At 66.5% G+C, this 26,594-nt stretch carries 20 protein-coding genes; 12 read left to right on the forward strand and 8 right to left on the reverse strand.

The window, feature by feature from the left end:
• Positions 1-75 precede the first annotated feature (75 nt).
• Positions 76-1,878: an ABC transporter transmembrane domain-containing protein gene (locus WQQ_RS16365; RefSeq protein ID WP_007186345.1), complete on the forward strand. Its 1,803-nt coding sequence runs from the start codon at positions 76-78 to the stop codon at positions 1,876-1,878.
• 19 nt (positions 1,879-1,897) lie between these two features.
• Here WQQ_RS16365 and WQQ_RS16370 read toward each other — a convergent pair whose 3' ends face one another.
• From WQQ_RS16370 to WQQ_RS16380, 3 genes are all read right to left on the reverse strand, one after another.
• Positions 1,898-2,620, reverse strand: a complete 723-nt coding sequence (locus tag WQQ_RS16370) for a phosphoadenylyl-sulfate reductase (protein WP_007186346.1) — start codon at positions 2,618-2,620, stop codon at positions 1,898-1,900.
• 352 nt (positions 2,621-2,972) lie between these two features.
• Complete coding sequence (locus tag WQQ_RS16375; RefSeq protein ID WP_007186347.1) at positions 2,973-3,401, reverse strand: RNA-binding S4 domain-containing protein; 429 nt, start codon at positions 3,399-3,401, stop codon at positions 2,973-2,975.
• 30 nt (positions 3,402-3,431) lie between these two features.
• Complete coding sequence (locus tag WQQ_RS16380) at positions 3,432-4,703, reverse strand: TCR/Tet family MFS transporter (RefSeq protein ID WP_007186348.1); 1,272 nt, start codon at positions 4,701-4,703, stop codon at positions 3,432-3,434.
• 108 nt (positions 4,704-4,811) lie between these two features.
• Here WQQ_RS16380 and WQQ_RS16385 point away from each other — a divergent pair, with 108 nt between their 5' ends.
• The gene (locus WQQ_RS16385; RefSeq protein ID WP_007186349.1) at positions 4,812-5,252 is read left to right on the forward strand and encodes a group II truncated hemoglobin; all 441 of its coding nucleotides are present in this window, start codon (positions 4,812-4,814) and stop codon (positions 5,250-5,252) included.
• Positions 5,253-5,258: 6 nt separating this feature from the next.
• Here the strand turns inward: WQQ_RS16385 and dacB are convergent, their stop codons facing one another.
• Entirely contained in the window at positions 5,259-6,668 is a 1,410-nt protein-coding gene (dacB, locus tag WQQ_RS16390; RefSeq protein WP_007186351.1) for a D-alanyl-D-alanine carboxypeptidase/D-alanyl-D-alanine endopeptidase, read from the reverse strand.
• A 220-nt stretch (positions 6,669-6,888) separates the two neighbouring features.
• Here dacB and WQQ_RS23835 point away from each other — a divergent pair, with 220 nt between their 5' ends.
• From WQQ_RS23835 to WQQ_RS16425, 7 genes are all read left to right on the forward strand, one after another.
• Positions 6,889-7,566 carry a phosphoglycolate phosphatase gene (locus WQQ_RS23835; RefSeq protein ID WP_007186352.1) on the forward strand — a complete coding sequence of 226 codons (678 nt, stop codon included), beginning with the start codon at positions 6,889-6,891 and terminating at the stop codon, positions 7,564-7,566.
• Positions 7,536-8,201 (forward strand): paraquat-inducible protein A, encoded by a 666-nt coding sequence (locus WQQ_RS16400; RefSeq protein ID WP_007186353.1) that lies wholly within the window; start codon positions 7,536-7,538, stop codon positions 8,199-8,201. The genes WQQ_RS23835 and WQQ_RS16400 overlap by 31 nt, the downstream gene beginning before the upstream one ends.
• Positions 8,198-8,839 (forward strand): paraquat-inducible protein A, encoded by a 642-nt coding sequence (locus WQQ_RS16405; RefSeq protein WP_007186354.1) that lies wholly within the window; start codon positions 8,198-8,200, stop codon positions 8,837-8,839. Before WQQ_RS16400 ends, WQQ_RS16405 begins: the two co-directional genes overlap by 4 nt.
• Complete coding sequence (locus WQQ_RS16410; protein ID WP_007186355.1) at positions 8,836-10,536, forward strand: PqiB family protein; 1,701 nt, start codon at positions 8,836-8,838, stop codon at positions 10,534-10,536. Before WQQ_RS16405 ends, WQQ_RS16410 begins: the two co-directional genes overlap by 4 nt.
• Entirely contained in the window at positions 10,533-11,108 is a 576-nt protein-coding gene (locus WQQ_RS16415) for a PqiC family protein (protein ID WP_007186356.1), read from the forward strand. The genes WQQ_RS16410 and WQQ_RS16415 overlap by 4 nt, the downstream gene beginning before the upstream one ends.
• Before the next feature lie 205 nt (positions 11,109-11,313).
• Complete coding sequence (locus WQQ_RS16420; RefSeq protein WP_040454271.1) at positions 11,314-13,494, forward strand: M3 family metallopeptidase; 2,181 nt, start codon at positions 11,314-11,316, stop codon at positions 13,492-13,494.
• Positions 13,495-13,687: 193 nt separating this feature from the next.
• On the forward strand, positions 13,688-18,412 hold the full coding sequence (locus WQQ_RS16425; protein WP_007186358.1) for a M36 family metallopeptidase: 4,725 nt from the start codon (positions 13,688-13,690) through the stop codon (positions 18,410-18,412).
• Positions 18,413-18,483: 71 nt separating this feature from the next.
• Here WQQ_RS16425 and WQQ_RS16430 read toward each other — a convergent pair whose 3' ends face one another.
• Positions 18,484-19,938 carry a UdgX family uracil-DNA binding protein gene (locus WQQ_RS16430; RefSeq protein ID WP_007186359.1) on the reverse strand — a complete coding sequence of 485 codons (1,455 nt, stop codon included), beginning with the start codon at positions 19,936-19,938 and terminating at the stop codon, positions 18,484-18,486.
• A gap of 2 nt (positions 19,939-19,940) precedes the next feature.
• Positions 19,941-21,179, reverse strand: coding sequence for a putative DNA modification/repair radical SAM protein (locus tag WQQ_RS16435; RefSeq protein WP_007186360.1), 1,239 nt, complete (start codon positions 21,177-21,179; stop codon positions 19,941-19,943).
• Positions 21,180-21,315: 136 nt separating this feature from the next.
• Between WQQ_RS16435 and WQQ_RS16440 the strand changes: the two genes are divergently transcribed.
• Positions 21,316-21,540 carry a hypothetical protein gene (locus tag WQQ_RS16440; RefSeq protein WP_007186361.1) on the forward strand — a complete coding sequence of 75 codons (225 nt, stop codon included), beginning with the start codon at positions 21,316-21,318 and terminating at the stop codon, positions 21,538-21,540.
• Here the strand turns inward: WQQ_RS16440 and WQQ_RS16445 are convergent, their stop codons facing one another.
• A complete protein-coding gene (locus WQQ_RS16445; RefSeq protein WP_007186362.1) occupies positions 21,541-23,142 on the reverse strand; it encodes a ShlB/FhaC/HecB family hemolysin secretion/activation protein in 1,602 nt (533 codons plus the stop codon).
• A 150-nt stretch (positions 23,143-23,292) separates the two neighbouring features.
• Between WQQ_RS16445 and WQQ_RS16450 the strand changes: the two genes are divergently transcribed.
• Together WQQ_RS16450 and WQQ_RS16455 are read left to right on the forward strand one after the other, a co-directional pair.
• On the forward strand, positions 23,293-23,775 hold the full coding sequence (locus tag WQQ_RS16450; protein WP_007186363.1) for a YajQ family cyclic di-GMP-binding protein: 483 nt from the start codon (positions 23,293-23,295) through the stop codon (positions 23,773-23,775).
• A gap of 210 nt (positions 23,776-23,985) precedes the next feature.
• Entirely contained in the window at positions 23,986-25,467 is a 1,482-nt protein-coding gene (locus tag WQQ_RS16455; RefSeq protein WP_157534722.1) for a DUF6880 family protein, read from the forward strand.
• A gap of 51 nt (positions 25,468-25,518) precedes the next feature.
• Here WQQ_RS16455 and WQQ_RS16460 read toward each other — a convergent pair whose 3' ends face one another.
• Positions 25,519-26,592 carry a hypothetical protein gene (locus WQQ_RS16460; protein WP_007186365.1) on the reverse strand — a complete coding sequence of 358 codons (1,074 nt, stop codon included), beginning with the start codon at positions 26,590-26,592 and terminating at the stop codon, positions 25,519-25,521.
• Positions 26,593-26,594: the final 2 nt, after the last annotated feature.

Below are 26,594 nucleotides of genomic sequence, written 5' to 3' on the forward strand. Positions count from 1 at the left end.
ACGCCTATGCTACTGTGAGGTGTTGATCGCAGCTTCACCCCCGGTTCCTTCGGCACGAATCCCCCCAGATTTTCCATGAGCCAGCTAGACGGCAAGCCCGCTTCCTCCAACGACAGCGCCCGGGCGGAACCGCCGGCTGCGCGCAAACCGGGCGCGGCGGCCTTGCGGCAGTTGCTGCCGCTGCTGTGGCCGTATCGTGGACGTATCGCCATTGCGCTGATCGCGTTGCTGATCGGTTCGGCGACGATGCTCACGGTGCCGCTCGCGTTCCGCGATCTGATCGACCAGGGCTTCGTCGCCGGTGCCGCCGTCGGCTGGCATTTCGTCGCCCTGTTCTGCATCGCCCTGTTCTGGGGCGTCACCACCGCGGCGCGCTATTACACGGTGAGCTGGATCGGCGAGCGCGTGACCGCCGACCTGCGCAGCGCGGTCTACCGGCGCATGCTCGAGCAATCGCCGCAGTATTTCGAAAGCACGCGCACCGGCGAGGTGCTGTCGCGACTGACCGGCGACACCACGCTCGTGCAGACCGTGGTCGGTTCGTCGATCTCGATGGGTTTGCGCAGCCTGCTGCAGTTCATCGGCGGGCTGCTGATGCTCGCGATCACCAACGTCAAGCTGTTCGGCATCACGCTGTTGCTGTTGCTGATCGTGGTGCTGCCGATCGTGTTGATCGGCCGGCACCTGCGCAAGCTTTCGCGCGAATCGCAGGATCGCGTCGCCGACAGCTCGGCGCTCGCCGGCGAAATCCTCAACGCGATGCCGACCGTGCAGGCGTTCACGATGGAGCGCGCCGAAGCCGAGCGCTTCGACGTTTCGGTGGAAAGCAGTTTCGCCACGGCGGTGAAGCGTTCGGGCGTGCGCTCGCTGATGACCGCCGGCATCATCGGCGGCGTGTTCGGCGCCATCGTTTTCGTGCTCTGGCTCGGGGCGCAATCCGTGTCGGCGGGCACCATGACGGCCGGCGAACTCGCTTCGTTCGTGCTCTACGCGGTGTTCACGGCGGGCGGCGTCGGCGTGCTCGCCGAAGTCTGGGGCGACGTGCTGCGCGCCGCCGGTGCGACCGAGCGCCTGATGGAACTATTGTCGGCCGAGCCGGCCATCGCCAGCCCGGCTCAGCCCGCCACACTGCCGAGCAAGCCGCAGGCGCGTCTCGATCTCGAAGCCGTGAGCTTCCGCTATCCGTCGCGGCCCACGCAGCTGGCGCTCGACGACGTGAGCCTGAGCATTCGCGAAGGCGAGACGGTGGCCGTCGTCGGTCCGAGCGGAGCCGGCAAGACCACACTGTTCCAGCTGCTGCTGCGTTTCTACGACGTCGGCGCGGGCTCGCTGAAGTTCGACGGCATCGACATCCGCGATCTCGATCCGCGCGAGCTGCGCTCGCAGATCGGCCTGGTGTCGCAGGAGCCCGTGATCTTCTCGGCCAACGCGATCGAGAACATCCGCTACGGTCGTGCCGGCGCGAGCAACGAAGAGGTTTACGAGGCGGCCCGCGCGGCGCTGGCCGACGAGTTCATCGCGCGCCTGCCCGAGGGGTATCGGACCTTTCTCGGCGAGCGCGGCGTGAGGTTGTCGGGTGGGCAGCGCCAGCGCATCGCGATCGCGCGGGCGATCCTCAAGAATCCGCCGCTGCTGCTGCTCGACGAGGCCACCAGCGCGCTCGATGCGGAAAGCGAAGTGCTGGTCAGCGCCGGCCTTGAGGCGGCCATGCGCGGACGCACCACGCTGATCATCGCGCACCGGCTGTCGACCGTGCAGCGCGCCGATCGCATCGTGGTGATGGAGCAGGGACGCATCATCGAAACCGGAACGCCGGCCGAACTGCTGCGCAGCGGCGGACTCTATTCGCGACTCGCGAGCCTGCAGCTGGTGGCCTAGGCGGCGGCCGGCGCGCGGCCTAGAGGTGCAGGCCGCACTCGGTCTTGGGTTTGCCGAGCCAGCGCCCGCTGCGGCCTTCGCCGGCCACCGTGCAGTGCTTGCAGCCGATCGAGGAATAACCCTGCGCCACGAGCGGGTGGAACGGAATGTCGTGTTCGGCGATGTAGCGATCGCGCTCTTCGCGCGAGACGTCGATCATCGGGTTGAACTTGATGATGCCGCGGCGGATTTCGAAGATGTCGAGCCCCGCGCGATGCTCGCTCTGCCAGCGCATCAGACTCGATACCCAGACCTGATACTGACCCTTGATGGTCTCGAGCGGCTCGACCTTGTTGACCGAGCAGCAGAAATCCGGATCACGCTTCCAGGTCTGTTCTTCGACCGTGAACTGGTGCTGCCAGTCTTCGGCGCGCACGTCGGACACCTGCAGGCCGAGGCGCTCGACGAGATGGTCGCGATACTTCAGCGTTTCCTCGAAGTGATAGCCGGTGTCGATGAAGTGCACGCGCTGTTCGGGGCGAATGCGCGAGACGATGTGCAGAAAATAGGCCGAGGTCGCGGCGAAGGAAGACGTCAGCAGGATCTTGTCGGCCGGAAAATCGCGGTACAGCCGACGCAGCCGCTCTTCGAAAGCGAGAGTCCGGTACTCCGCATTGAGCCGGACGATGGCCTGATCGTCGATGATCGGGTTCGGCGCGGCAGGGTGGCCGAGGACTGAAGCGGCGGAGATCGTGGCGTTCAAGGGCAAAGAGGCGGCGGAGACCGGCGCGGCGCGAGGCTCCGATGCCGAGACTGGTGCGTTTAGGGATGACATAAGTTTATAACTTTCAGCAATTGTCAGCATCCACTGATAATCGCGTAGGCGAATCGTTTGGGAGAATAAGATTCATACTCAATTCAGTTCGCTTCTCTAGTCTGGACTCACGATCAATCGCGCCAAGTTCTGCGCATGGATGCGCAGCGAGGAATCGGCAGAGCAGGCAGGGAAGGCCCGGCTCTCCCACTTCCAGGTTGGTATGGATGATCGTCGCAGAAGCCGTCGTCTCCCCCCAGACGACGGCTTCTGTCGTTATGGGGCCCAAATCCAGCGAAGCTCAGTGGTCGTGGCCGGTATCGATCAGGGTCCGTCGCAGTTTTTCGAGCAGACGGCGCTGGCGCTTGTCGGGCCTGACCGAATCGAACGAGGCGGCTTCTATGCGCTTCTGCTCGGCCATCGCCTCGCGCTTTCTGCGGCTGGCCTCGGTTTCCTCATAGAGCGTCCGCGCCAGCGTGGCGTTGCCGCGGTGCTCCGACAAGGCTTTCACCACCACTTCCAGATCGTCGTAACCCTGGCGCAGCTCGATGCGCGCTCCGACCTGCACGGTTTTCGAGGCCTTGGCGCGCTCGCCTTCGTAGCGCACCTTGCCGCCGTCGATGGCCTCCTGCGAGATCGTTCGCGTGCGGTAGAACCGCGCGGCCCACAGCCATTTGTCGAGGCGGACCGGCTCGTGTCCGGCTTGCCCTGAATTGCTTTTGTTGCCCATGCGAAAAGCTTGGGGGCTAATGGGTCCGACTCAAGCGACCGACTGCCGAGCCGGCGCGGCGCTGCGGCGGGTGACCTGCAGCGCTATGAGCAACCCGACCAGCACCAGGCAGCAAGACAGCCAGAACGGCGCGCCCGGCCAGACCGCGCGCAGCGGGTTCGGTGCAATGAAGTAGGCGAAAGTCAGGTTGAACAGGCTGGGTCCGACCACGCCGGTGATGCCCATGATGCTCGCGTTGGCCCCCTGCAGCCGGCCTTGCTCGCTGGCGCCGACATGGCGCGTCATGAGCCCCTGGGCCGATGGGCCGAACAGGCCCATCAGCGAGATCAGCGGCAGCCCGATCCAGAACAGCGTCGGGGTCGTGGCCGAAGCCCAGAGCGCGAGTCCGACGGTTCCGAACGAGAGCCCGAGCAGCAAGGTCGGACGTTCGCCGAGGCGCTTGACCGCCTGCCGCACCAGCCCGCCCTGGACGACGATTCCGCAGACGCCCACGGCGGTGAGCGCCCAGCCGACCTGGCGGATGTCCCAGCCGAAGCGGTAGCTCGCGTAGAGCACGAAGGTGTTCATGAACACCTGGTGGGCCAGGTGGAACAAGAAATACACGGCGGCGAGCCCGGTCAGTTCCGAATGCGAGCGCAGCAGCTTGAGTGCCCCGATCGGGTTCGCACGCGACCAGACCAGTTTCGCGGTGCGCTGCGCGCGCGGCAGCGATTCGGGCAATACCAGCAGGCCGTAGGCGAAGTTCGCGAGTGCGAGCGCGGCCGCGACCCAGAACGGCAGGCGCGGATCGACGGCGCCGAGCAGGCCGCCGACCGCCGGCCCGATGACGAAGCCGACGCCGAAGCCGGCGCCGATCACGCCATAGCCGGCCGCGCGTTTGGACGGCGGCGTGCTGTCGGCGATGTAGGCGCCGGCGGTCGCGAAATTGGCCGCGGTGATGCCCGAGATGAGCCGGCCGACGAACAGCCAGCTCAGGTTCGGCGCGAGTGCCATGAGCACGTAATCGAGCCCGAGGCCAAGGCAGGAAACGAGGATCACCGGCCGCCGGCCGAAGCGATCCGACAACATGCCGAGCAGCGGCGAGAACAGGAACTGCATGAGCGCCCAGGCGGTGCCGAACAGGGCCAGCATGCGCGCCGCCTGCGAGGTATCGCCGCCGCTGAAGGCTTCGACCAGCTTGGGCAGCACCGGAATGACCATGCCCAGACCGAGCACGTCGATGACCACGGTGATGAAGATGAAAATCAGAGCGTGGCGTTTGGGGCCTGTGCTCGTCGGTGCGGTCGAATCCATCGAATCCATGTCGCTCAGCTTACCATTCGGGTCCAGAGGCACCTGGGCTCAGGTGCGCTCATCATCAATCCATCGGCTCCGGCATGCCGGAGCCGATTCGCATGCAAGTTTTGCTCAATGACCGACTCGTCCGATACCCAATCCACTGCCCAAGCCGCTTCCGAAACGACGAATTCCGCGCCGCGGCTGTTCGACCTGCTCGGTGGCGAACCCGGTGTGCGCCGGCTCGTCGACGCCTTCTACGACCGCATGGACCACGAGCCGGCCTATGCCGGTATCCGTGCCCTGCATCCGCCGACGACGGAAGGCTCGCGCAACAAGTTCTTCTGGTTCCTGTGCGGCTGGTCGGGCGGGCCGGATCATTTCGTTGCGCGCTTCGGTCATCCGCGCCTGCGTGCCCGGCACCTGCCGTTCGCGATCGGCAGCGCCGAGCGCGATCAGTGGCTGCACTGCATGCAGCAGGCGCTCGTCGACATCGATTTCGATCCGGTGCTGGCGGATCGCCTGCTTGCCTCGTTTTTCCAGACCGCGGACTGGATGCGCAACAAGCCCGACTGAAGCTCCTCAGTATCTGGCGAGCACCGCCTCGATGTCGTTGCGCGCCGCCTCCATCGATTTGTAGAGCGGAATGCGCTTGACCTTCGGCCCGCCGTTGACGATCACCGCGAACGCCATCCAGCCGCCGTTCTTCTTGCGCAGGTAGCCGGCGATTCCGCAGACCGAGCGCGGGTCGTTCATGGTGCCGGTCTTGAGCGTGACGCGATCGAGCCAGTCCGCATTGCCCTGGCGCACGAACGCGAACGGCGCCTGCCTCGGCACCACGAACTGGCCGTAGAACACCGGGAAGGTCTGCGTGCGCCGGTACTGGTTGGCGAGCAGGCCGATCAGGTCGTCGGCCGACAGCTCGTTCTCGGGCGTCAGCCCGCTGCCGCTGAGCAGCCGTGGCTTGGCCTTGGCGCTCGCCCCGGCGAGGCTGTTGCTGGCGACGAAGCTGGCGAGCGCGTCGCCGGCCTCGGCGAGCTGCGACGGCGGCTTCGGCAAGCGCGCGGCACCGAGATTGAGCGTCAGCAGGTCGGCGATGTAGTTGTTCGAGTAGCGCATCATGCGGCCGAGCTGCTCGCGCAGGGCCAAGCCCTCGACCTCGGCGATGACGTGCGTGCTCGCGGCCGGCTGGCCGTATTGCAGGCGTACCGGGCCCGCGAAGTTCACGCCGAGTTCGCCGATCATCTCCTTGAGCAACAGGCCCACGCCGAGGGCCGGGCTCGACATGGCGCGGTAGACGCGCTGGTCTTCGCCCATCGGGATGTTGCCGCCGACGCGCAGGGTATCCATGCCGTCGCGGGTCACGCGCTCGACCCAGAAGGTGTTCTTCTGCTTGGCGGCGACGGTCTTGATGCTGCCTTCGACCGCGATCGGCAGCCGGGCGACGCCGCAGCCGCGCACGTTGGCCGGATCGCCGACCGCCGAGGCGCGCACGTTGACGCACCAGGTGCCGTAGTCGACGCCGATGGCGGCCAGCGGCACGTTGTAGGCGGTGTCGCTGCGCTCGGTGGCCTCGCAGCGATCCTGATTGTCGCAGGTCAGCGGGCCGTAAGCCGGGTTCACCATCATCCCGCCCGTTACGGTGTCGATGCCTTCGCCCTTGAGCTGAGCGGCCAGCAGCCAGAGCGATTCGTGATCGAGCGTGGCATCGCCTTCGCTTTGCAGGATCAGGTCGCCTTCGAGCACGTTCTGTCGCGGTGCGCCCAGGCCCAGCAGGCGGGTCTTGAACGATTTGTCGGCCGGCCAGGCGTCGAGCGAGGCGGCGGTGATCGCGATCTTGGTCACCGAAGCCGGCGCCAGGCGCTGGGCCGGGTTGAGCGTCTGGATGAGCTTGTTGTCGTCGAGGTCGTAGACCGCCGCGGTGATTTCGGCACCCTGCGATTGCAGCTTCCGCAGATGTTCGAACTCGGCGCGAGCCGGGCTCGCGGTCACAAGGGAGAACGCCGCCAGGACGAGCGCGCAGGCGCGGCGTCGCGAGGCTATGAAACAATGGGATGCCGAAAGCTGGTGTCGAGCCAACTCGATGGTCCTCCTGAGGAACGATGCGAAAAGGGATGCCGCAGACGCCATTGGCGATAAGACGCCGCGACGGCCGGCGAGTTTCAGACGAATCTCAAAACCGAGCGTGGCCGGGCACGGCATAGAATCTTCAATGGCACTGATTATCTTCGATCTCGATGGAACGCTGGTCGATTCGCGGCCCGACCTCGTGCGCACGGTCAACGCGGCGATGTCCGAGCATGGGTTCGCCAGCGTCGGCCCCGAACTCGTCACGCCCTGGGTCGGCCGCGGCTCGCGCGTGCTGCTCGCCGCGGCGCTGCGTCATCACGGTGTCGATCCGCAGGCTCCGGGCTTCGACTTCGAAGCGGCCTTCGAGCGCTTCCTGTATCACTACGGACAGAATCTCACGATCGACACCACGCTCTATCCCGACGTGAGCGAAACGCTCGCGCAGCTCGGCGAGCAGGGCTACGAGCTCGCGGTCTGCACCAACAAGCCCGAGCGCTTCGTTGCGCCGCTGCTGCAGCATTTCGGCATCCGCGATCGCTTCGGCGCGCTGCTCGGCGGCGATTCGCTGCCGCAGCGCAAGCCCGATCCGGAGCCGCTGCTGCATCTGGCGCGGCACTTCGGCGAGCGCCCCGAGCGCTGCGCGATGGTCGGCGATTCGCGTCACGACGTCGAAGCCGCGCGCGGAGCCGGCATGCCGGTGGCCGGACTGCGCGGCGGCTACGGCAGTGCCGAGGAATTCGAGCTGCACCCACCCGATGTTCTCATCGACACGCTGGCCGAACTGCCCGCATGGCTCTCACGCATCACCATAGCCGCCTGAGCGTCGCCCGCATCGGCGTCGTCGTCTGCGAGCATTGCGACGCCGCGTATCAGCGGCGCCGGCTGCTGCGCGGCGAGATCGCGTACTGCGAGCGCTGCGGCGGCGAGATCTATCGGCGTCGCAAGCTCGACGTCGATGCCATGCTCGCGCTCACGGTGACCGCGCTGCTCGTGCTGATCGTCGCCAATGTCTATCCGATCGTGACGATGCAGATTCAAGGGACGGTGCGCGATGCGACGCTGCTCGACGCGGTGCTCGTGACCTACGACACCGGCGTCGCGCTGGTGGCTTTGCTGGCGGCGCTGACCGTGTTCTTGTTTCCGCTGATTCAATTGCTGATGCTGCTGCACGTGCTGATCGCGGTGCGCATGAGCGAGCCGGTGGCCCTGTTCGTGCCGGTCATGCACACACTGCGTGCGATGCAGCCCTGGAGCATGGTCGAAGTGTTCATGCTCGGCGTGCTGGTCTCGGTGGTGAAACTCACGAGCCTGGCCGCGATCAAGCCCGGTGTCGGAATGTGGGGCTTCGCGCTGCTGACGGTCCTGCTGACCGTGCTCAACAACTTCGATCTCGATCAGCTGTGGGACTGGGGCGTCGGCGACAACGAAAGCGAGTTCGAGGAAGACAGCACTTGAGCGAGCCGACCGTCATCACCGCCGCGCAACTCGGCCTGATCCGCTGCTCGGCCTGCAGTCTCGTCGTGCAGGCGCCCGAGGCCGGCCGCCATGCGATCTGCCCGCGCTGCGAAGCACCGTTGCATCGGCGCCTGCCGCATTCGCTCGCGCGCACCTGGGCACTGCTGCTGTCGGCCGCGCTGCTCTACATCCCGGCCAACCTGTTGCCGATCATGCGCACCGCGAGCCTCGGCGAAGTGCCGCAGAGCGATACGATCCTGTCGGGCGTGGTCGAGCTCTGGGTGCGTGGATCGTGGGATCTGGCGATCATCGTGTTCGTCGCGAGCATCGTGGTTCCGCTGCTCAAGATCGCCATCCTGATGACGCTGCTGATCACCGCCGGCCGGCATTCGAGCTGGCGCCGCAAGGAGCGCGGCAAGCTTTATCGGTTCGTCGAGTTCATCGGACACTGGTCCATGCTCGACATTTTCGTCGTCGCGCTGATGGCGGCGCTGGTGCGTTTCCAGAGCCTGGCCGACGTCACGCCGGGGCCCGGAGCGGTGGCCTTCGGCGCCGTCGTCGTGCTCACCATGCTCGCCTCCAAGAGTTTCGACGAACGCCTGATTTGGGACCCGCCCGAAGGATCTGACGCCCCATGAGCGACAACGAAGAAAATCCATCATCCGGGCCGCAGGGCGAGTTGCCCACGCCGCGCTACGAGAGACCGCGCCGCTGGACGATCTCGGTGATCTGGGTCGTTCCGCTGATCGCCGCGCTCGCAGCCGCCGTGCTCGGCGTGCGCAGCTATCTCGGCTCGGGCCCGAACATCACCATCACCTTCAAGACCGCCGAAGGCATGGAAGCCGGCAAAACCGAGGTCCGCTACAAGGAAGTGCCGATCGGCAAGGTCGAGCGCGTGGAGCTCTCCGACGACAAGCAATCGGTGCGCGTGCGCATCGCGCTGATCCACGACGCCGAGCACGTCGCGGTCGAGGATTCGCGCTTCTGGGTCGTGCGTCCGCGCATCGGCCTGGGCGGCGTTTCCGGTCTCGGCACCTTGATCTCGGGCGCTTACATCGGCGTCGATGTCGGTGAGTCGAAAATCGAGCGCCTGCAGTTCGAGGGCCTCGAAAAGGCGCCGACGGTGACCAACGATCAGCAGGGCCGCCGCTTCGTTCTGCATGCGGCGGACGGCGGTTCGCTCGACCTTGGCTCGCCGATCTATTTCCGCCGCATTCCGGTCGGCCGCGTCGTCGGTCGCGAACTCGATGCGGAGGGCAAGCGCGTCAATTTCGAGCTGTTCGTCGACGCGCCGTACGACAAGCTCGTCACGCGCAACACGCGCTTCTGGAACGCGAGCGGCGTCGATGTCGAAGTCGGGGCCGCGGGCTTCAAGGTCGACACGCAGTCGGTGGCCAGCATCGTCGCCGGAGGCATGGCCTTCCAGGCGTTTCCCGAAGACGAGCCCGGCGAGATCGCACCCGAGAATACCGACTTCGAGCTGTTCGACGACCGGCTTGCCGCCGCTGCGCCGTCGGCGGAGGAGTCGATGCGCCTGCGGCTGCGCTTCTTCCAGAGCACGCGCGGACTCGGTGCCGGCGGACCGGTGGTGTTCCAGGGCATCGAGATCGGCCGCGTGAAATCGGTCGAGCTCGCCTACGATCGCGATCGCCGCGATTTCTGGTCCGACGTCGAGATCGACGTCTATCCACGCAACATGGGCCGTGCCTACAAGGGCTGGCAGCAGAACACCGAACGCGAGCCGAAGAATGCCGACACCTTCTTCCGCATGCTGATCGAACGCGGGCTGCGTGCGCAGATGCGCACCGGCAACCTGCTCACGGGCCAGCTCTACATCTCGCTCGACTTCGATCCCAAGGCGCACAAGTACGCACCGCCGGCCGGCCAGCAGCCGCTCGAGATTCCAACCTCGCGTGGCGAGTTCGACCAGATCCAGGAGCAGATCAGCAACATCGTCACCAAGATCGAGGCGATGCCGCTCGACGAGATCGGCCGCAACCTCAACAGCACGATCAAGTCCACCGACGAGCTGCTCAAGCGCTTCGACGGGCAGGTTGTCCCCGAACTGACCAAGGCCGTGCAGGAGGTGCAGCGCACGCTGCAATCGGTCAGCGAGCAGCTGTCAGACGACGGCCGCCTGCAGCGCGACGCGCGCGGCACGCTGGGCGAAGTGGAACGCGCGGCGCGCTCGCTGCGCTCGCTCGGCGACTACCTGCAACGGCATCCGGAATCGCTGCTGCGCGGCCGCCCCGAGATCAAGGGCGACCCAGAAACCACGCAACTTCCCGATCCCACCACCGCGGCGCCGCAACCGGCGGCACCGGAGACGCCATGAACGCCGCCAAGCTGCTGCTGTCCCTCGTGCTGCTCGCCGTGCTCGCCGCCTGCGCGAGCAACCCGAAGCTGCGCTACTACACGCTGGTCCCGCCGGTCGATGCGAACACGCCCAAGCCACGGCTGCCGTCCTCGGTCGACCTGCTGCCCGTCAAGGTGGCCGCGCAGGCCGATTATCCGCAGCTGGTGCTGCGCGAGGGCGCGGAGCGCTTCACCCTGGTCGAGAACCGGCTCTGGGTTGCGCCGCTGCCCGAAGAATTTCGCGCCGCCTTGCTCGCGCGCCTCGCGACCGCATTGCAGGCGCCGATCGGCGACGAGCGCGTGCGCATCGCCGTCGAGGTTTCGCGCATGGACGCGGTGTTCGGTCGCTATGCCCTGCTCGAAGCCAACTGGGAGCTCAAGAGCAAGAAGACGACGCTCGTCTGCTCCACGCGCTCGACGCAGACGGTCGGCGAGGGATTCGATGCGCTCGTCGCCGGGCATCAGCGCACCGCGCAGGCGCTGGCCGACGACATCGGTCGCGGATTGTTGAGCCTGAGCGGCCCGCAGCCGAGCTGTCCCGCGTCGCTCTGAGCAGCCGTAGGGCGGGTCGTGACCGCCATTGCGTTTTCGCAGGTACTAGGGGCGGATCATGGCCCGCCCAGCGGTCTTCGCGAACTGGTGGAAATCAGCGCGTCGCACTGAGGAATCTCCCCGCGAACCCTCGGTGCATGATGCGGTCTGCAAACGATCGCAGCTCGAACTGCGCCGATCAGAAAACCGAGAGTTCACCAAAACCATGAAAAAAGCCCTGATGGCCGTTGCCGTCGCCGGCTGCTTTGGCCTCGTCGCCTGCGCCGCGAAATCGCCTTCCGCCTCCACAGCCGAGAAGCCCATGCCCGCCAGCCCAGCCGAAACGGCGAACCCGCTGCTGCAGCTCAGCGAGCTGCCGTATCACTATCCGCAGTTCGACAAGATCAAGGACGAGCACTTCGCTCCGGCCTTCGAGATCGGCATGAAGCAGGGCAAGGCCGAAGTCGAGGCGATCGCCGACAGCAAGGAGGCGCCGAGCTTCGACAACACCATCGTCGCGCTCGAAAAGAGTGGCCTCGCGTTGAACCGCGTGAACTACATCTTCTTCAACCTCACCGCGACGAACACCAACGACACGCTGCAGAAGATCGAGGCCGACGTATCGCCGAAGCTGTCGGCCTACAGCGACTCGATCCTGCTCAACGAAAAGCTCTTCGCCCGCGTGAAGACGCTGCACGACAACGTCGCGCAGCTGGGCCTGGACGCCGAAAGCGCGCGCCTGCTCGACCGCTATTACACCAACTTCGTGCGCGCCGGCGCGCAGCTGTCGGATGCCGACAAGGACAAGCTGCGCGATTACAACGAGCAGCTCGCCAAGCTCAACACGCAGTTCCAGCAGAACGTGCTCAAGGACACCAACGAATCGGCCGTCGTCGTCGACAGCGAAGCCGAGCTCGACGGCCTGGATGCGAACGAGATCGCCGGCGCCCGCGATGCGGCCAATGCGCGTGGCCTGAGCGGAAAATTCCTCATCACGCTGCAGAACACCACCGGCCAGCCGCCGCTGACCAGCCTCAAGAACCGCGCGCTGCGCGAGCGCATCTACAAGGCCTCGCTCGCGCGCGGCAGCCACGGCGGCGATGCGGACAACACCCGAATCGTCGCGCAGATCGTCGAGCTGCGTGCCAAGCGCGCGGCGCTGCTCGGCTATCCGAATCACGCGGCGTATCAGCTCGAAGACGGCACGGCCAAGACCACCGACGCGGTCAACCAGCTGCTCGCCCAGATCGCACCGGCGGCCGTGGCCAACGCGAAGAAAGAAGCCGCCGACATGCAGAAGCTGCTCGACAAGCAGAAGGCCGGCTACAAGCTGCAGGCCTGGGATTGGGCCTACGTCGCCGAGCAGGTGCGCAAGCAGCGCTACGATTTCGACGAATCGCAGATGCGTCCGTATTTCGAGATGAACAACGTGCTCGAAAACGGCGTGTTCTTCATGGCCGAGAAGCTCTACGGGCTCACGTTCAAGGAGCGTAGCGACTTGCCCAAGTACCACCCGGACACACGCGTGTTCGAAGTGTTCAAGGACGGCGTGGCGTTCGGCATCTTCATCTTCGATCCGTTCAAGCGCGACTCCAAGCAGGGCGGCGCCTGGATGAACTCGTATGTCGATCAATCCGACCTGCTCGGCTACAAGCCGGTGGTGGCGAACCATCTCAACATTCCGAAGCCGCCCGCGGGCGAGCCGGTGCTGATGACGGCCGACGAGGTCAACACCGCTTTCCACGAGTTCGGCCACGCCATCCACGGCCTGCTGTCGAACGTGAAGTACCCGATGTTCTCGGGCACCAATGTTCCGCGTGATTTCGTCGAGTTTCCGTCGCAGGTGCACGAGATGTGGGCCACCTGGCCCGAAGTGCTCGCGCATTACGCCAAGCATTACAAGACCGGCGAGCCGATGCCGCAGGTACTCGTCGACAAGATGAAAGCCACCGAGAAGTTCAACCAGGGCTTCGCGACCACCGAGTATCTGGCCGCGACCCTGCTCGACCAGGCCTGGCATCAGTTGCCGGTCGACAAGGCCAAGGTCGACGACGTGCTCGCGTTCGAGGCGGCCGCGCTCAAGCAGGCCGGCGTCGATTACGTGCTGGTTCCGCCGCGCTATCGCACGACCTACTTCTCGCACGTGTTTTCGGGCGGTTACTCGGCCGGCTACTACGCCTACATCTGGAGCGAGGTGCTCGACGCCGACACCGTCGAATGGTTCAAGGAGAAGGGCGGCCTGTCGCGCGAGAACGGCCAGTGGTTCGCCGATCACCTGCTGTCGCGTGGCGGCGCGGTCGATGCGATGCAGCTGTATCGCGAGTTCCGCGGTCGCGACGCCAGGATCGAACCGCTGCTCGAACGCCGCGGCCTCGCGGCGCCGGCCAAGGGCAAGGCCGGCAAGTAAGAAAATCCAGCTGGTAACAGGGCCCCGGTAGCAATGCGCTACCGGGGCCCTTTCGTATGTAAGGGTTTTCTTTCAGCCGAAAGCTGGGCAGTTGTCAGGATTGCCTGAAATCTGACTGGTGAGTCATAAATAAAGGTAGGAAATGTCCTACGCCGCGCAGGGATGCGCATCACCAAACTGCTCAAGGCTCTCAATGAAGGCCCGTGTCTTTGCGTTGTCGCTCGTCCTCGCCGCCGCCAGTGCCAGTGCGGCGCAGTCGGCTTCCGCTCCCGCCAATTTCGACGCGCTCAGCGCGACCGGTGGCTTGCGCTCCAGCAGCTTCGCTTCGCTGCAAAAGCGCGCCGAGGCGCTGCGCAGCCCGCTCGGCTACACCTCGCACGTCGATGCGCTGCGCGGAGGCTCGGGCTTCCTGTGGGCGCCCGCCTCGATCCCGGTGCCGAGTGTCGGCGCGCGCAAGGCCGCGGCGATTCCGGCGGCACTGGGGCGTGCCTACCTGAGCGCGCAGTCTTCCTTGCTCGGGCTCGATCGCCAGGCGATCGAACAGGCCAAGGTCACCGATGCGCAGCAGACACGCTCGGGCAGTATGGTCGCGCGCTTTTCCCAGCGCGTGGACGGCATCGAAGTGTTCAATCGCAGCCTCAACGTGCTGACCGATCGCGAAGGCAGGCTCGTCGCGATCTCGGGTGGTTTCGAGCGCTCGCGTCAGATCGACGGCAGCTTCGCGCGCACCAAGGCCGATGCGATCAGCGCCGCCATCGGCAATCTCGGCGGCCATCTCGCGGCGGCCCTGTTCAGCAGCTTCAAGAGCAGCGGCGACTACGAGTGGTTCGTGTCGTCGAGCAATCGCAGCGACTATCGCCTGGGCCGCGCGGTGCGCGTGAAGCCGGTTTATTACCCGGGCGCCGACGGTCTGGTGCCGGCCTACTACGTCGAGCTGTTCGGGGCTCCGGCGAACGCGGACGGTCGTCGCGATGCCTACGCCTACGTGATCTCGGCGAGCAGCGGCGAGCTGCTGTTCCGCAAGAACCTGGTCGCCCACGAAGGCGGCAACACCGCGTTCTCGTATCGCGTGTTCGCCGACAACAGCGGCACGCATCAACCGATGGATTCTCCGCTCGGCAACGGCTATCTGCCGTTTCCGGGCAGCACGCCGGACGACGAGCTGCCGCGCACGAGCGCGGTGGCGAATCTGGTTTCGCTCGTCAGCGGCCCGATCAGCACCGGCGACGCCTGGCTGCCGGATGGCGCGACGACCACCACCGGCAACCACGTCGATGCCTTCCTCGACAGCAGCCTGCAATTGTCGCTGCCGATCAACCTGCCGGTCGGTGGTGAACTCACGGGCGACGGCTATCTGCCCGGAACCGGCGACGTGCGCGCCGCGCTGAGCGGGCCGAACAGCTTCGATTATCCGATTCACGGCGACGACGATCCGTCGACCGCGAACGCGCAGCAGGCTGCGGTCGTCAACCTGTTCTACATGAACAACTGGCTGCACGACTGGTGGTACGACCATGGCTTCAACGAAGCCGCGGGCAACGCGCAGACCCTCAACTACGGGCGTGGAGGCGAAGAGGGCGATGCGGTTTCGGCACAAGGCCAGGACGGCTCGGGCCGCAACAACGCCAACATGGCGACGCCGGCGGACGGCTCGTCGCCGACGATGCAGATGTACTTGTTCGATGGCGCGTTGCGCGGCGAAACCTGCCAGCGCTCGCCGGACGGCAACTGCGCCGATAGCGGTGGCAGCGGTTATCGCTTCGCGGGTGCGAGCTTCGGCCCGCAGACCTTCGACGTCACCGGCGATCTGGTCCTGGCCAACGACGGCAGCGCTCCGACCAGCAATGGCTGCAACGATGCCGTGCCGGCCGATCCGACCGGGCTGCTTCCGGAAGTGCCGGCGCTTCCCGATCCGCGCCTGATCGGCAAGATCGCACTGATCGATCGCGGCACTTGCAGCTTCACCACCAAGGAGAAGTTCGCGATGCTGTCGGGCGCCAAGGCGATGGTCGTCGTCAACAACGGCGAGGGCAATCCGGGCTCGATGGGCAACGCCGACATTCCGATCAACATCGGCATCACCACCGATGCGCTCTACACCGCGCCCGCGGTGATGATCCGCAAGGACGTCGGCGAAATGCTCAAGGCGCAGCTCGCCGCGGGCCAGACCGTGAGCCTGCACGTGAAGCGTGAAGCCTCGATCGACTACGACGGCACCTTCGACAATCTGGTGATCGCGCACGAATACTTTCACTACGTCAGCAACCGCCTGGTCGGCAACGGCTCGGGCCTGTCGAACAACCAGGGCGGCGGCATGGGCGAGGGCTGGGGCGACATCGATTCGATGATGCTCGCGGTGCGCGAGGAAGATCGCCTGGTGTCCGGCAACGAGCGGTATCAGGGCGCTTATGGCACCGGCTACTACGTGGTTCCGGCTTACTACTACGGCATTCGTCGCATGCCGTACTCCTACGACTTCGCCAAGAACTCGCTGACCTTCAAGCACATCCAGGACGGCGTCGCGCTGACCGACGTCGAAGCTTCGCAAGGCCAGGTCGCGGCTCCGGCTGCGTTCGGTGTCGACGGCGCCGGCAACTCCGAGGTGCACAACACCGGCGAAGTCTGGGCCAACATGCTGTTCAACGTGTACGTGGGCCTGCTCAACGTGCCGGGCCGCAGCTTCGCCGACGCCCAGGCGCGCATGAAGGACTACATCATCTGCGGCCTCAAGATGACGCCGTCTTCGCCGACTTTCGTCGATGCGCGCGACGGCATCCTGGCCTGCGCGGCCGCGAACGATCCGGTCGATTTCAACGTGGCGGCGCGCGCGTTCGCACGTCGCGGCATCGGCCTCGATGCGGTGGCTCCGCCGAGCAACAGCAGCGACAACGTCGGCGTGACCGAAAGCTACGTCGCGCTCGCCGCGTCGGCTCCGACGCTGGTCTCCGGCATCGGCAGCGGCGAGGGCATCGACGGCTGCGATCACGACGGCGTGCTCGATTCGGGCGAAACCGGCAGGCTCAATTTCGCGCTGCTCAACAACGGCGGCTACACGGCCGGCCAGACGCTCAGCGGCACCATCAGCAGCACCGCCGCGGGCCTGAGCTTCCCCGACGGCAATCGCCTGAGCTTCACCGCGGGCGAGGTCGCACAGACCGCGCAGGCGAGCGTCAAGGCGGCGCTCGCATCGGGCATCGGCGGCGTCGTCAGCCTGCCGGTCAAGCTCACGCTCGACGCACCGTCCGACGCCGATGCGGCCGTGCGTTATCCGACCAGCATCAGCGCCACGCTGATCGGCAATGCCGACATCGCGCGCACTGCGGCCAAGGACGGTTTCGATCATCCCGATCTGTCGACGCCGGATTGGTCGACGGCCAGCACCGGCACGACGCAGGTCTGGACCATCGGCGACCAGAACGCGACCACCGGCAGCGGCAACGCCTGGTTCGCGCCCGATCTCGGCAGCGCGACCACGCTCTCGCTGGTCACGCCGAGCTTCAGCGTTCCGGCCGGCGGCAGCTTCGCGCTCGCCTTCGATCACTACTACGACTTCGAGGCGGACCTGTTCGCCAAGTACGACGGCGGCGTGATCGAAGTGAGCGTCGACGGCGGCGCCTGGCAGGATGCGGCCGACTTCGGCGCGACTTTCGCGGGCGGCTACAACGCCAAGCTGCGGGCCAACGGCCGCCGCGGCTACGGTGGTGAATCCGGCGGCGTGCTGCACGAGAAGCTCGACTTCGGAACCACGCTCGCGGGCCACAGCGCACGCCTGCGCTTCGTCGTCGCCACCGACTCGGTTTCGGCCGGCTTCGGCTGGATCGTCGACAACGTCGAAGTCAGCGGCGCAGGCACGCCGTTCCATGCGGTTTCGGCCGAAGACGGAAAGTGCGACGGGCCCGGCGGCGGCGATCCCGAAGACCCCACCGAGCCGAACCACACGCCGGTCGCCAGACTGACGGCGACGCCGACCAGCGGCACCGTGCCGCTCGTGGTGAGCTTCGATGCCTCCGCTTCGAGCGATGCCGACGGCGATGCGCTGAGCTACACCTTCAACTTCGGCGACGGTGCAGTGGTGACGCAGACTTCGCCGATCGCGCAGCACACCTTCGAAGGCGTCGGCAGCTATTCGGCCAGCGTCACCGTGAGCGATCCGGATCGCGCGTCGGCATCGGCCTCGGTGACGATCCAGACTTCGGCTGCGCCGCCGGCCAGCAACAGCGCGCCTTCGGCCTCGCTGACCGCATCGAGCACCTACGGCCAGATTCCGCTCGCGGTGAGCTTCGATGCCGGCGGTTCGCACGATGTCGATGGCGACGCGATCGTCGAATACCGCTTCGACTTCGGCGACGGCAGCGCGGCGGTCACGCAATCGCAGCCGACGACGAGCCATACGTATCGCGCGGCCGGAACCTTCGTCGCCTCGGTGATCGCCCAGGATGCGCGCGGCGCGGCGTCGCCGGCCTCCAAGGTCACGATCAAGACCACCACCGCGGTCGTCGTCACGCCGCCGGGCTCCGGTCCGGTGGCCGCGCTCACGGTGTCTCCGCAGAGCGGCCGTGCGCCGCTGCTCGTCACCTTCGACGGCTCGCAGTCCTTCGATTCCGACGGCGGCAGCATCGAGCTCTACATCTTCGACTTCGGCGACGGCTCGCCGGTGGTGTCGCAGTCGACTGCCGTCGCCACGCACACCTACACCGCGGCCGGCAGCTACACGCCGTCGCTGCAGGTGAAGAACACCGCGGGAACCACTTCGGCCAAGACCTCCTCGGGCACGGTGAAGTCGACCGCGCCGGATGCTCCTGGCGATGGAGGCGGTGACGGCAGCGGTCGCCGCGGCGGCGGCGCGTTCGACGGCTTGCTGCTGTCGATGCTGGGCCTGGCGGGCCTCGTCGGCGCGATCCGCCGGCGCGCTCGCTGATTCGGATGCCGACGAGCCGGGACGCGATGTCGGCGTCCCGGCTGTTTCAATCGCCCGATTCGGTCACTCGATCACGGGCTTGCCGCGGTCAGCAGTCGCAGGTCGCGCACGAAGTCGCGATACGCCTGCGCACGCTCCTGCTCGCCCGGAACCCGCAGCAGGTAAGACGGATGCACGGTCGCGAAGGCGCGTCGCCCATCGCCGAGCTCGTGCCATTGGCCGCGTTGCTCGAGCAGCTTGAAGCTGCTGCCGAGGATCGCGCTGGCCGCCATGCTGCCGAGGCAGACGATGGTCTCGGGCTGCAGCTTTTCGAGTTCCGCATCGAGCCAGACGCGGCAGGCGTGCTGCTCGCGTGAATCCGCGCGCTTGTGCAGGCGGAACTTTCCACGCGGCTCGAACTTGAAGTGCTTGACCGTGTTGGTCACGTAAAGCTGCTTGCGATCGAGGCCGATCTCTACGAGCGCCTGGTCGAGCATGCGGCCTGCCGGACCGACGAAGGGCTTGCCGGCGAGGTCTTCCTGATCGCCCGGCTGTTCGCCGATCAGCATGATCCGCGCGTCGCTCGGACCTTCACCGAACACGGTCTGCGTCGCCGGCTTCCACAGCTCGCAGCGCCGGCAATCGTGGGCCTGCTTGCGCAGCTCGCGCAGGCTGCCATGCGGCAGCGCTTCGTCCGGCGTGTCGACGCGACGGCTCACGCGCTTGCGCGGTGTCGTCGGCGCGGCCGCGACCATCGCCTGCATGCGCGGCTGCGCTTCGCGGATGAGCTCGGGAATCAGCATCGCCTCGGGCAGGTTCTTCCAGTACTTCATCGGCATTTCGCTCTTCATCGCCGTCACCTTGAGCCGGGAGGGATTGAAGATACTGCGGTAATACTGGCGCCAGAGTTGCTCGAGCGCATCGCCGTCGGGCGCGTCGGAGCGCGAGGCTCCGCGATCGAAGCGCAGCGTCTCGCCATCCCAGTGCGCCGAGCGATCGGGCGTCAGGATCGACCAGTGCATGCCGGCAAAGCGGCGCATGAAGAACGGCGCCACGAGCTTGACGGTGTCGTGCTCGGGTTCGAACCAGGAGACGAAGACGGGCTCTTCGTTTTCGCGCTGGACTTCGCGAAAGCGCACGAAGGCTTTCATCTTGTGCAGATCGCGGCCCACCGACTTCGCCCAGGCGCGGGCGCGCACGACATCGTCGTCGGTGATGATGTCGAGCAGCCTCGGCTCGCCGTGCGCGAGTCGCCAGAGCAGCCGGTAGAGCAGGGCGTGGCGCTGCGGATCGCGATGCGCGAGCACGTTGTAGGCGAGCGACAGAAAATCCTTCGGCACATTCACGCTCGGCACGGCCGTCGCCTGCAGCGGTGCTTCGGGCGAACTTGGTTCGGTGAACAGATCGCCACCGTCGTTTCCGACCCGCCAGCTCACGCGCTCGGGCTCGATTCGCGCTTGCAGCAGCTCGCGGGCCTGTGCTCGCCATTGCACGAAATCGGCGCCGTCGTCCAGGCGCGCGACGACGAACGTCTGCGATGCGGACATGCTCAGGTGAACAGGTCGGCCTGCCGTGGCCGCGTCGCCGTGAGCGTGTTGCGGAGTTGCGCGCTGTCGGTGTCGGATTCCGCGCGCGGCCGATGATCGATCGTGATGACGAACGGCGCGACCTTGCGCGATGAAACCCGCAGGCGCGTGAGATCTTCGAAGCGCAGCCGCTTGTGCCGGCGCAGATCGACGAGCTTGTCGACCGTTTTCACGCCGAGCCCCGGAACGCGCAGCAGCTTTTCGCGCGGAGCCGTGTTGAGGTCAACCGGAAACTGCTCGCGGTTGCGCAACGCCCAGGCCGTTTTCGGGTCGACTTCGAGGTCGAGATTGGCCTGCACGTCCTGCGGCGTGATGTCGTCGATCGAAAAGCCGTAGAAGCGCAGCAGCCAGTCGGCCTGGTACAGGCGATGCTCGCGCACGAGCGGCGGCGCGACCAGCGGCAGCGCTTTCGACGCATCGGGAATCGGGCTGAAGGCGCTGTAGTAGACGCGGCGCAGCCGATAGTTGCTGTAGAGATTGACGCTGGTTTCGAGCACGTCGCGATCGCTCGCGGCGTCGGCGCCGACGATCATCTGCGTGCTCTGGCCGGCGGGCGCGAAGCGCGGCGCCTTGGCGGTCTTGCGGCTCTCTTCCTTGTTCTCGTCGATGGCCAGGCGCAGCGAGCCCATCGCGGCGCGGATGTCGCGCAGGTTCTTCTCGGGAGCCAGACGCTGCAGCCCGGTTTCGGTCGGCAGTTCGACGTTGATCGACAGGCGGTCCGCCCAGCGCCCGGCCTCGGCGATCAGCTCGGGCGCGGCGTCCGGAATGGTCTTCAGGTGGATGTAGCCGCGAAACGCATGCTGCGTGCGCAGCGTCTTGGCGACGAGCGCGAGCTGCTCCATGGTGTAGTCCGAGTTGCGGATGATGCCGGACGACAGGAACAGGCCTTCGATGTAGTTGCGCTTGTAGAAGTTGAGCGTCAGCTCGACGACTTCGCGCACCGAGAAGCGGGCACGCACGACGTTGCTGCTGCGCCGGTTGACGCAGTACACGCAGTCGTAAAGGCAGAAGTTGGTCAGCAGGATTTTGAGCAGCGAAATACAGCGCCCGTCGGGCGCGTAGGCGTGGCAGATGCCCATGCCTTCATTGCTGCCGATGCCGCCGGTGCCCAGCGAATCGCGCCGGGTTCCGCCGCTCGACGAGCACGAGGCGTCGTACTTGGCGGCGTCGGCCAGGATGGCGAGCTTTTCTTTGATCTCCATGTACTGAGTGTGCGGCGGGTCGGGCCTGGAACAATGGCGGTAGAAAGGCCTGGACGATGTTCGTCCAGCGCTTGTAGAGCTTGGGCGAACCCGGGTTCAGCGAGGCGTGGCGGCCGCGCCGCGCAAACTGCGGCGTATGGAGCGCTATCGCAATCTGAGCGGGGAATCCGGCGTCGTCGCCTACGAGGCCGGTGTCGATTTTATTCGCGTTCGCTTTGCGGGCGGGGACATTTATCGCTACGACCGGACGCGACCCGGCGCACGCCACGTGGAGCGGATGAAGCGGCTCGCGCAGTCGGGCCGCGGCTTGAGCACCTACATCTCGCAGCACGTGCATATGGCCTACGCGAGCAAGGAATGATCAGAACTTGAGCGCGGCCCGGAAGTAGATGTTGGCGTCGGCATCGTCGAGCGTCTGCTTGTCGATGTCCCGCTCGTGGAAGGACTCGGCATAGGCCAGGCTCGCGTCCAGCCAGCCCGAATACGAGAACGCGAGCTCGACGCCCGCATCGGCGATCGCCGGTGTTCCGCCAGGCAGGCCGGCCTGCGGGTTTTCGAAGCGCGCGTAGCCGTATTCGACGAAGGCACGCGGAACCAGCGCATGGCGCTCGCCCTTGCCGAACAGCCGGTAGTCGACCTGCAGGCGCGCGAGCCCACCCGAGTCGCCGACCGCCACGCCCGGCAGGTAGGAGGCGACGTTGCCGAGGCCTCCGAGCACCCACTGGCTTTGCTCGGGCACGCTGTCGCCCGTGAGCTGGGCGTAGAGCTCGAGCCGCGTGCTGAAATCGCCCCGGCTGAGCCGGGCGCTGAGCTGCGGGCGCCAGAGCAGGTAGCCGAGGTCGGCCAGCGAGGTGGCCTCGTCGGTTTCGTCGCTGCCGAGGCCCTTGCGCAGCGCGAGGCCGCCGTCGAGATCGAGCCGCCGCTCGCCGATGTCGATCGTGCGCCCGTACGCGGTGCCGGCCTCGATCGAACCGTATTCCTGGTGCTGGATGCGCGCGTCGGAATCGCGCAGCTCCAGTTCCTTGAGCGTGTAGTCGAGCTTGGCGTTGACGCTCCAGCGGCTGTGGAAATCCGCTGCGAGCGGATAGGCCCAGGCCGCTTCGATCTGCTGGATGTCGCCCTTGATGGGCTGCTCGCCGGTATTCGGGGGCAGGAACGGCAGCAGGTTGCGCAGCAGCCGGTACAGCGGCCTGTCGGATTCGGCCCGCAGGTCGATCCGGTAATCGACGTTGCGGCCGGACAGGCCGAAGATGCCGTAGCGCGTGACCCGGCTCCAGCTCAGCATTTCCTCGTCGTAGCGGTCGGCGGCCTCGTCGTCGTTGAGGCCCTTGAGGCCGGTGCGCCAGGTGGCGTTGAATTCGTCGCCGCTCGCCAGGCCGTGGCGCAGGTCGAGATCGAGAAAATGGCGGCCGACGAAGCGGTTGCCCGGGTTGCCGACTTCGACCTTGAAGCGAGTCGGATCGGGTGCTTCGGGTACCGGTTCGAGCGTCATCGTGTAGGCGTCGCCGGATGGGTCCGGGCGGAACACCGGCTCGACCTGCAGGCCCGCGCGATCGGCATGCGCGGTCGCCAGCACGCGGCGCTGCTCGAAGGCCGAGTCGGTCAACGGATCGAGGCCGGCGAGGTCTTCGAAGTAGGACTTGAGCGCTTGCGGGCCTTCGATGCGCGCGAGCTTGCCGAGCGTGGCGACGACGTAGAGATCGGAGCCCGCGAGGCCGTAGCGCAGCTGCGCGGCCGGATAGCCCGCTTCGTAGTAGCGCGCCGCGAGATTGCGCACCACGTCGGACAGCGTCGCCGCCTCCTGAGTCGCGCTCGCGAGCGTGTCGCGATCGAGCACCGCGGGGCCGAGCACGTGCACGCGCCAGGACTGGAAATCGAACGCGGCGGATTCGGCGCCCTGCCGCTGCAGCTGCGCGACCTCGGCCTGCTGCGGCGGAATCACCGGCGGAAGCGTGACGGCCATGTCTCCCCTTGCTGGCGTCTTGATGAATGATGAAGACGCACAGCCTGTGGGCGGCTGGATGATCGCCCGGTGAATGTCGCAAGCCACGTACCCGCGCGCGCCGCGCTCGGGTGACAATAGCGGCCTCGGCATTCATTCAAGCGACCCGTCATGCCCTCATTCGATATCGTCTCCGAAGTCGACAAGCACGAACTCACCAACGCCATCGACCAGGCCAAGCGCGATCTCGACAATCGCTACGACCTGCGCGGCACCGATGCGCGCTTCGAGCACGAGGGCTTCGTCGTCACGCAGTTCGCGCCCAGCGAATTCCAGCTCGACCAGATGCTCGAAATCCTGCACAAGCGACTCGCCGGCCGGCACATCGACTTGCGTGCGATCGAGCTCGGCGACGTCGAGACCAACCTCGCCGGCGCGCGCCGCAAGATCACCATCAAGCAGGGCATCGAGCAGGTTCAGGCGAAGAAGATCATCGCCAAGATCAAGGAAGCCAAGCTCAAGGTCGATACGCAGATCGCCGGCGAAAAAGTGCGCGTGATCGGCAAGAAGCGCGACGACCTGCAGACCGCGATCGCGCTGTTGCGCAAGGCCGATGTCGAGCTGCCCCTGCAGTTTGAGAATTTCAGGGATTGACGCGATGCCGAAGCTGCATCGAGGCCATGGCGACCGCCCGGTCTCGGGCGGCGAGCGATGAGCCAATTAAGCGATGGCCGGCTCACGGCGCTGGCCGGCGCTGCGGTATTCAAGCGAGGGCTCGATTATCGGCGCCAAGGGCGCGTGCGACTGCTCAAGCAGACCGACTCCGATCTCGAAGCCGAGGTCAGCGGAACCGAGCCGTATCGCTTGCAGTTGCAGCGGCAAGGGGATCGCCTGAGCGGCTGGTGCGCATGCCCGGCCGATGGCTTCTGCAAGCATTTGGTGGCCGCCGCGCTAACTTGGCGCGATGGTGACGCCGTGCCGCAAGCGGCAGGGCCTGGCGACGATTTGCTGAAGCTGCTGCGCGCGCAGCAGGCCGAAACGCTGGCGCGCTGGCTGCACGAGATCGCGCTGGAAGACCCGCAGGTGGGCAAGCGCCTGCGCCTGCTGGTGGCGAAGGACGATGTCGGGGAGTTCGGCAAGTCGCTCGCCGATATGCTCAAGGTCTCCGGATTTCTCGACTGGCGTCGTAGCAACGAGTACGCGAAGCGACTGGCCATGCCGTTGCAACTGCTGGCCGAGCGCCTCGACGATGATCCGCTGCAATGCTTCTCGCTCTGCGGCGCAACGCTGGAGCGACTGCTCAAGATCTATTCCCGTTCGGACGATTCGGGCGGGGCGCTGCGCGATCGCATCCACCAGTTCGCCGACCTGCACCGGCGAGCCGCCGCCGCGGCCTGCGCCGGACTGGACGCCAAGGCTTTCGCGCGGAATCTGCTGCGCTGGCAAAAAATGGACGAGTGGGGTTTTTTTGCCGCCGCTTCGTACTGGCAGGCACTCGGTGAAGACGGCAGGGACTGCTACGCAGCGCTGGTGGAGGCGGAGTTCGCCAAGCTGCCGGCGAGTCGCGGTGGAAGGGGAACGGAGGCCTGGTTGAAGGAGTTCGGGCCGGTGCATCGCATGGAGGAGCTGGCCCTGTTGCGCCGCGACTTCGATTCCCTGCTGCGGGTGCTGACGAGAGACCTGTCGTCGGGCCACGCCTACGTACGCCTCGTGGAGGTCAGCCGTGAGTTCGGGCGTGAGCGCGACGCGCTGCAATGGGCCGAGCGTGGCGTGAAGGCGCATCCCGATTGGCCGTCGCTGCGAAGCCTGCTCGCCGAGGAACTGCTGCGTGCCGGCTTGAATGAAGAAGCGGTCGCGGTGCTGTGGCGGGATTTCCAGCGCCACCCGATGATCGAGGCGTGGCAAAGGCTCAAGAATGCCACCGGAGCTGAATGGCCCGCATATCGGCAACGCGCGCTCGATCACGTGCAAAGCAAGGAGCGCGCGGTGACCGATGGGCTGAAAGATGCGAGCCCACGGTTGAACCTGCTGCTGGCCGATGGCGACATCGCCGGCGCGCGCGTCCTGGTGACGTCGACTGTCGCGCGTCCCGCCCTGCTGCATGACCTGGCTTCACGTTTGGAGCCGGACCACCCGGTCGAGGCGGCCTCCCTGTTGCGGCGCATCGTCGATGCGGAGCTGCCCGCGGCCAGCGAAGCCAGGAGCTACGCCAGACAGGTGGAACTCATCGCGGCCGTGGTCAGGCTCGTGCCGGGACCGGACGTGCGGGCCTGGGTCGGCGAACTCAAGCTGCGGTATCGCGCGCGCCGAAAACTGCTGGAGCTGCTCGCGGCGCGCGGGCTCTGAGCATCGGCGCGTGCAGCGGCCGCCTGCTGGCCGGGCCGGCCGCCGCGCGATTCACCGGTTCGCGGCGTAGCCCAAATAGTGTTTCAACAGCGCCGGGCGCAGCGCGTGCACGCGGCGCCTGGCATTCGACTCGCCACCGCTGGCGATCAGCGCAAGCACCGCGCGGTACAGCTCGCCGGCTGGTGTCTGCGGAGCCTGCTCAGCCGGCACGCTGAAACGCTGGCCCGGATCGACGATCAGCGTCCAGGCCGGAAACGTGTCGGTTTCGTATGCCGCCTCATCGGACTGGAAGTCGCTCCAGTGCTCGAGCAGCGAAGGATCGGCGCGCGATTCGTCGAAAGCCTGTTCCGCCGCGTGCGGATGCAGCCAGCACAGGCGCATCCAGGCCAGGCGCGCATCGCCGCTGCGACCGCAGCCGGCGCTGGCTTGCGCCATGCGCGCGAGCAGTGGCGCGTCCTCGTGCCACCCCGGTTCCATCGCGATCACATCGACTGCGCGGGCGGCTTCGCCGGCCTGCAGCCAGGCGTGGCTCGCGTGGTCCTGCGGACGCTGCGGATCGAAGCGCAATCCGGCCCGTCGCTCGGCCAGCGCGCTCCAGAGTCCACGCAGATACGCCGCCGCGTTGTCGCCGAGTCGACGGCGAGCCAGCGGCGCGAGCCGGTTTGCGATGCGCTCGGCATCGTTGTCTTCGCAGCGTGCCGTCGCGGCGTCGATGAGTTGCGTGAACTCGCCACGCGCATTCGCATCGTCGACGCGAGCGAGCAGCTCGCGCGCGGCATCGAAGCGCCGATCGAGCAGCGCGTCGCGCAGCTGCGTTTCGGCGTAGAGGCCCTGGTTGTCGCGCAGCAGATCGAATTGAGATCGCGGCGATTTGCTCATGACGACGCGACAGCGCGCCGGCAGCGGCAGGAACATTGCTCCGCTCGCGGCGCGCAGGCCTTGCTGCGAGGCGTAGGCGTGCGCGGCATCGAGCGTGTCGGCGGCGGCGTCCGGCGCAGCGAGCCAGCCGCCGCTCGCGTCGATGAGCTTCAAGCGCAGCAGCAGCTCGAAGAAATCGAGCTCTCCACGTTCGAGCAACAGTCGATCGACTGCCGCCGCGAGGTCGGCGGCGGTCGCCACGCTCATGC

This window comes from Hydrocarboniphaga effusa AP103, assembly GCF_000271305.1.
Classification (GTDB): Bacteria; Pseudomonadota; Gammaproteobacteria; order Nevskiales; family Nevskiaceae; genus Hydrocarboniphaga; species Hydrocarboniphaga effusa.

What these genes read in the sequence shown, in the direction of transcription:
- WQQ_RS16440 (WP_007186361.1), top strand. Translation starts at nt 21,316, where the DNA reads ATGGAGCGCTATCGCAATCTGAGCGGGGAATCCGGCGTCGTCGCCTAC.
- WQQ_RS16385 (WP_007186349.1), top strand. Translation starts at nt 4,812, where the DNA reads ATGACCGACTCGTCCGATACCCAATCCACTGCCCAAGCCGCTTCCGAA.
- WQQ_RS16415 (WP_007186356.1), top strand. Translation starts at nt 10,533, where the DNA reads ATGAACGCCGCCAAGCTGCTGCTGTCCCTCGTGCTGCTCGCCGTGCTC.
- WQQ_RS16445 (WP_007186362.1), bottom strand. Translation starts at nt 23,142, where the DNA reads ATGGCCGTCACGCTTCCGCCGGTGATTCCGCCGCAGCAGGCCGAGGTC.
- WQQ_RS16460 (WP_007186365.1), bottom strand. Translation starts at nt 26,592, where the DNA reads ATGAGCGTGGCGACCGCCGCCGACCTCGCGGCGGCAGTCGATCGACTG.
- WQQ_RS16435 (WP_007186360.1), bottom strand. Translation starts at nt 21,179, where the DNA reads ATGGAGATCAAAGAAAAGCTCGCCATCCTGGCCGACGCCGCCAAGTAC.
- WQQ_RS16375 (WP_007186347.1), bottom strand. Translation starts at nt 3,401, where the DNA reads ATGGGCAACAAAAGCAATTCAGGGCAAGCCGGACACGAGCCGGTCCGC.
- WQQ_RS16420 (WP_040454271.1), top strand. Translation starts at nt 11,314, where the DNA reads ATGAAAAAAGCCCTGATGGCCGTTGCCGTCGCCGGCTGCTTTGGCCTC.
- WQQ_RS23835 (WP_007186352.1), top strand. Translation starts at nt 6,889, where the DNA reads ATGGCACTGATTATCTTCGATCTCGATGGAACGCTGGTCGATTCGCGG.
- WQQ_RS16450 (WP_007186363.1), top strand. Translation starts at nt 23,293, where the DNA reads ATGCCCTCATTCGATATCGTCTCCGAAGTCGACAAGCACGAACTCACC.
- WQQ_RS16380 (WP_007186348.1), bottom strand. Translation starts at nt 4,703, where the DNA reads ATGGATTCGATGGATTCGACCGCACCGACGAGCACAGGCCCCAAACGC.
- WQQ_RS16400 (WP_007186353.1), top strand. Translation starts at nt 7,536, where the DNA reads ATGGCTCTCACGCATCACCATAGCCGCCTGAGCGTCGCCCGCATCGGC.
- WQQ_RS16365 (WP_007186345.1), top strand. Translation starts at nt 76, where the DNA reads ATGAGCCAGCTAGACGGCAAGCCCGCTTCCTCCAACGACAGCGCCCGG.
- WQQ_RS16430 (WP_007186359.1), bottom strand. Translation starts at nt 19,938, where the DNA reads ATGTCCGCATCGCAGACGTTCGTCGTCGCGCGCCTGGACGACGGCGCC.
- WQQ_RS16410 (WP_007186355.1), top strand. Translation starts at nt 8,836, where the DNA reads ATGAGCGACAACGAAGAAAATCCATCATCCGGGCCGCAGGGCGAGTTG.
- WQQ_RS16425 (WP_007186358.1), top strand. Translation starts at nt 13,688, where the DNA reads ATGAAGGCCCGTGTCTTTGCGTTGTCGCTCGTCCTCGCCGCCGCCAGT.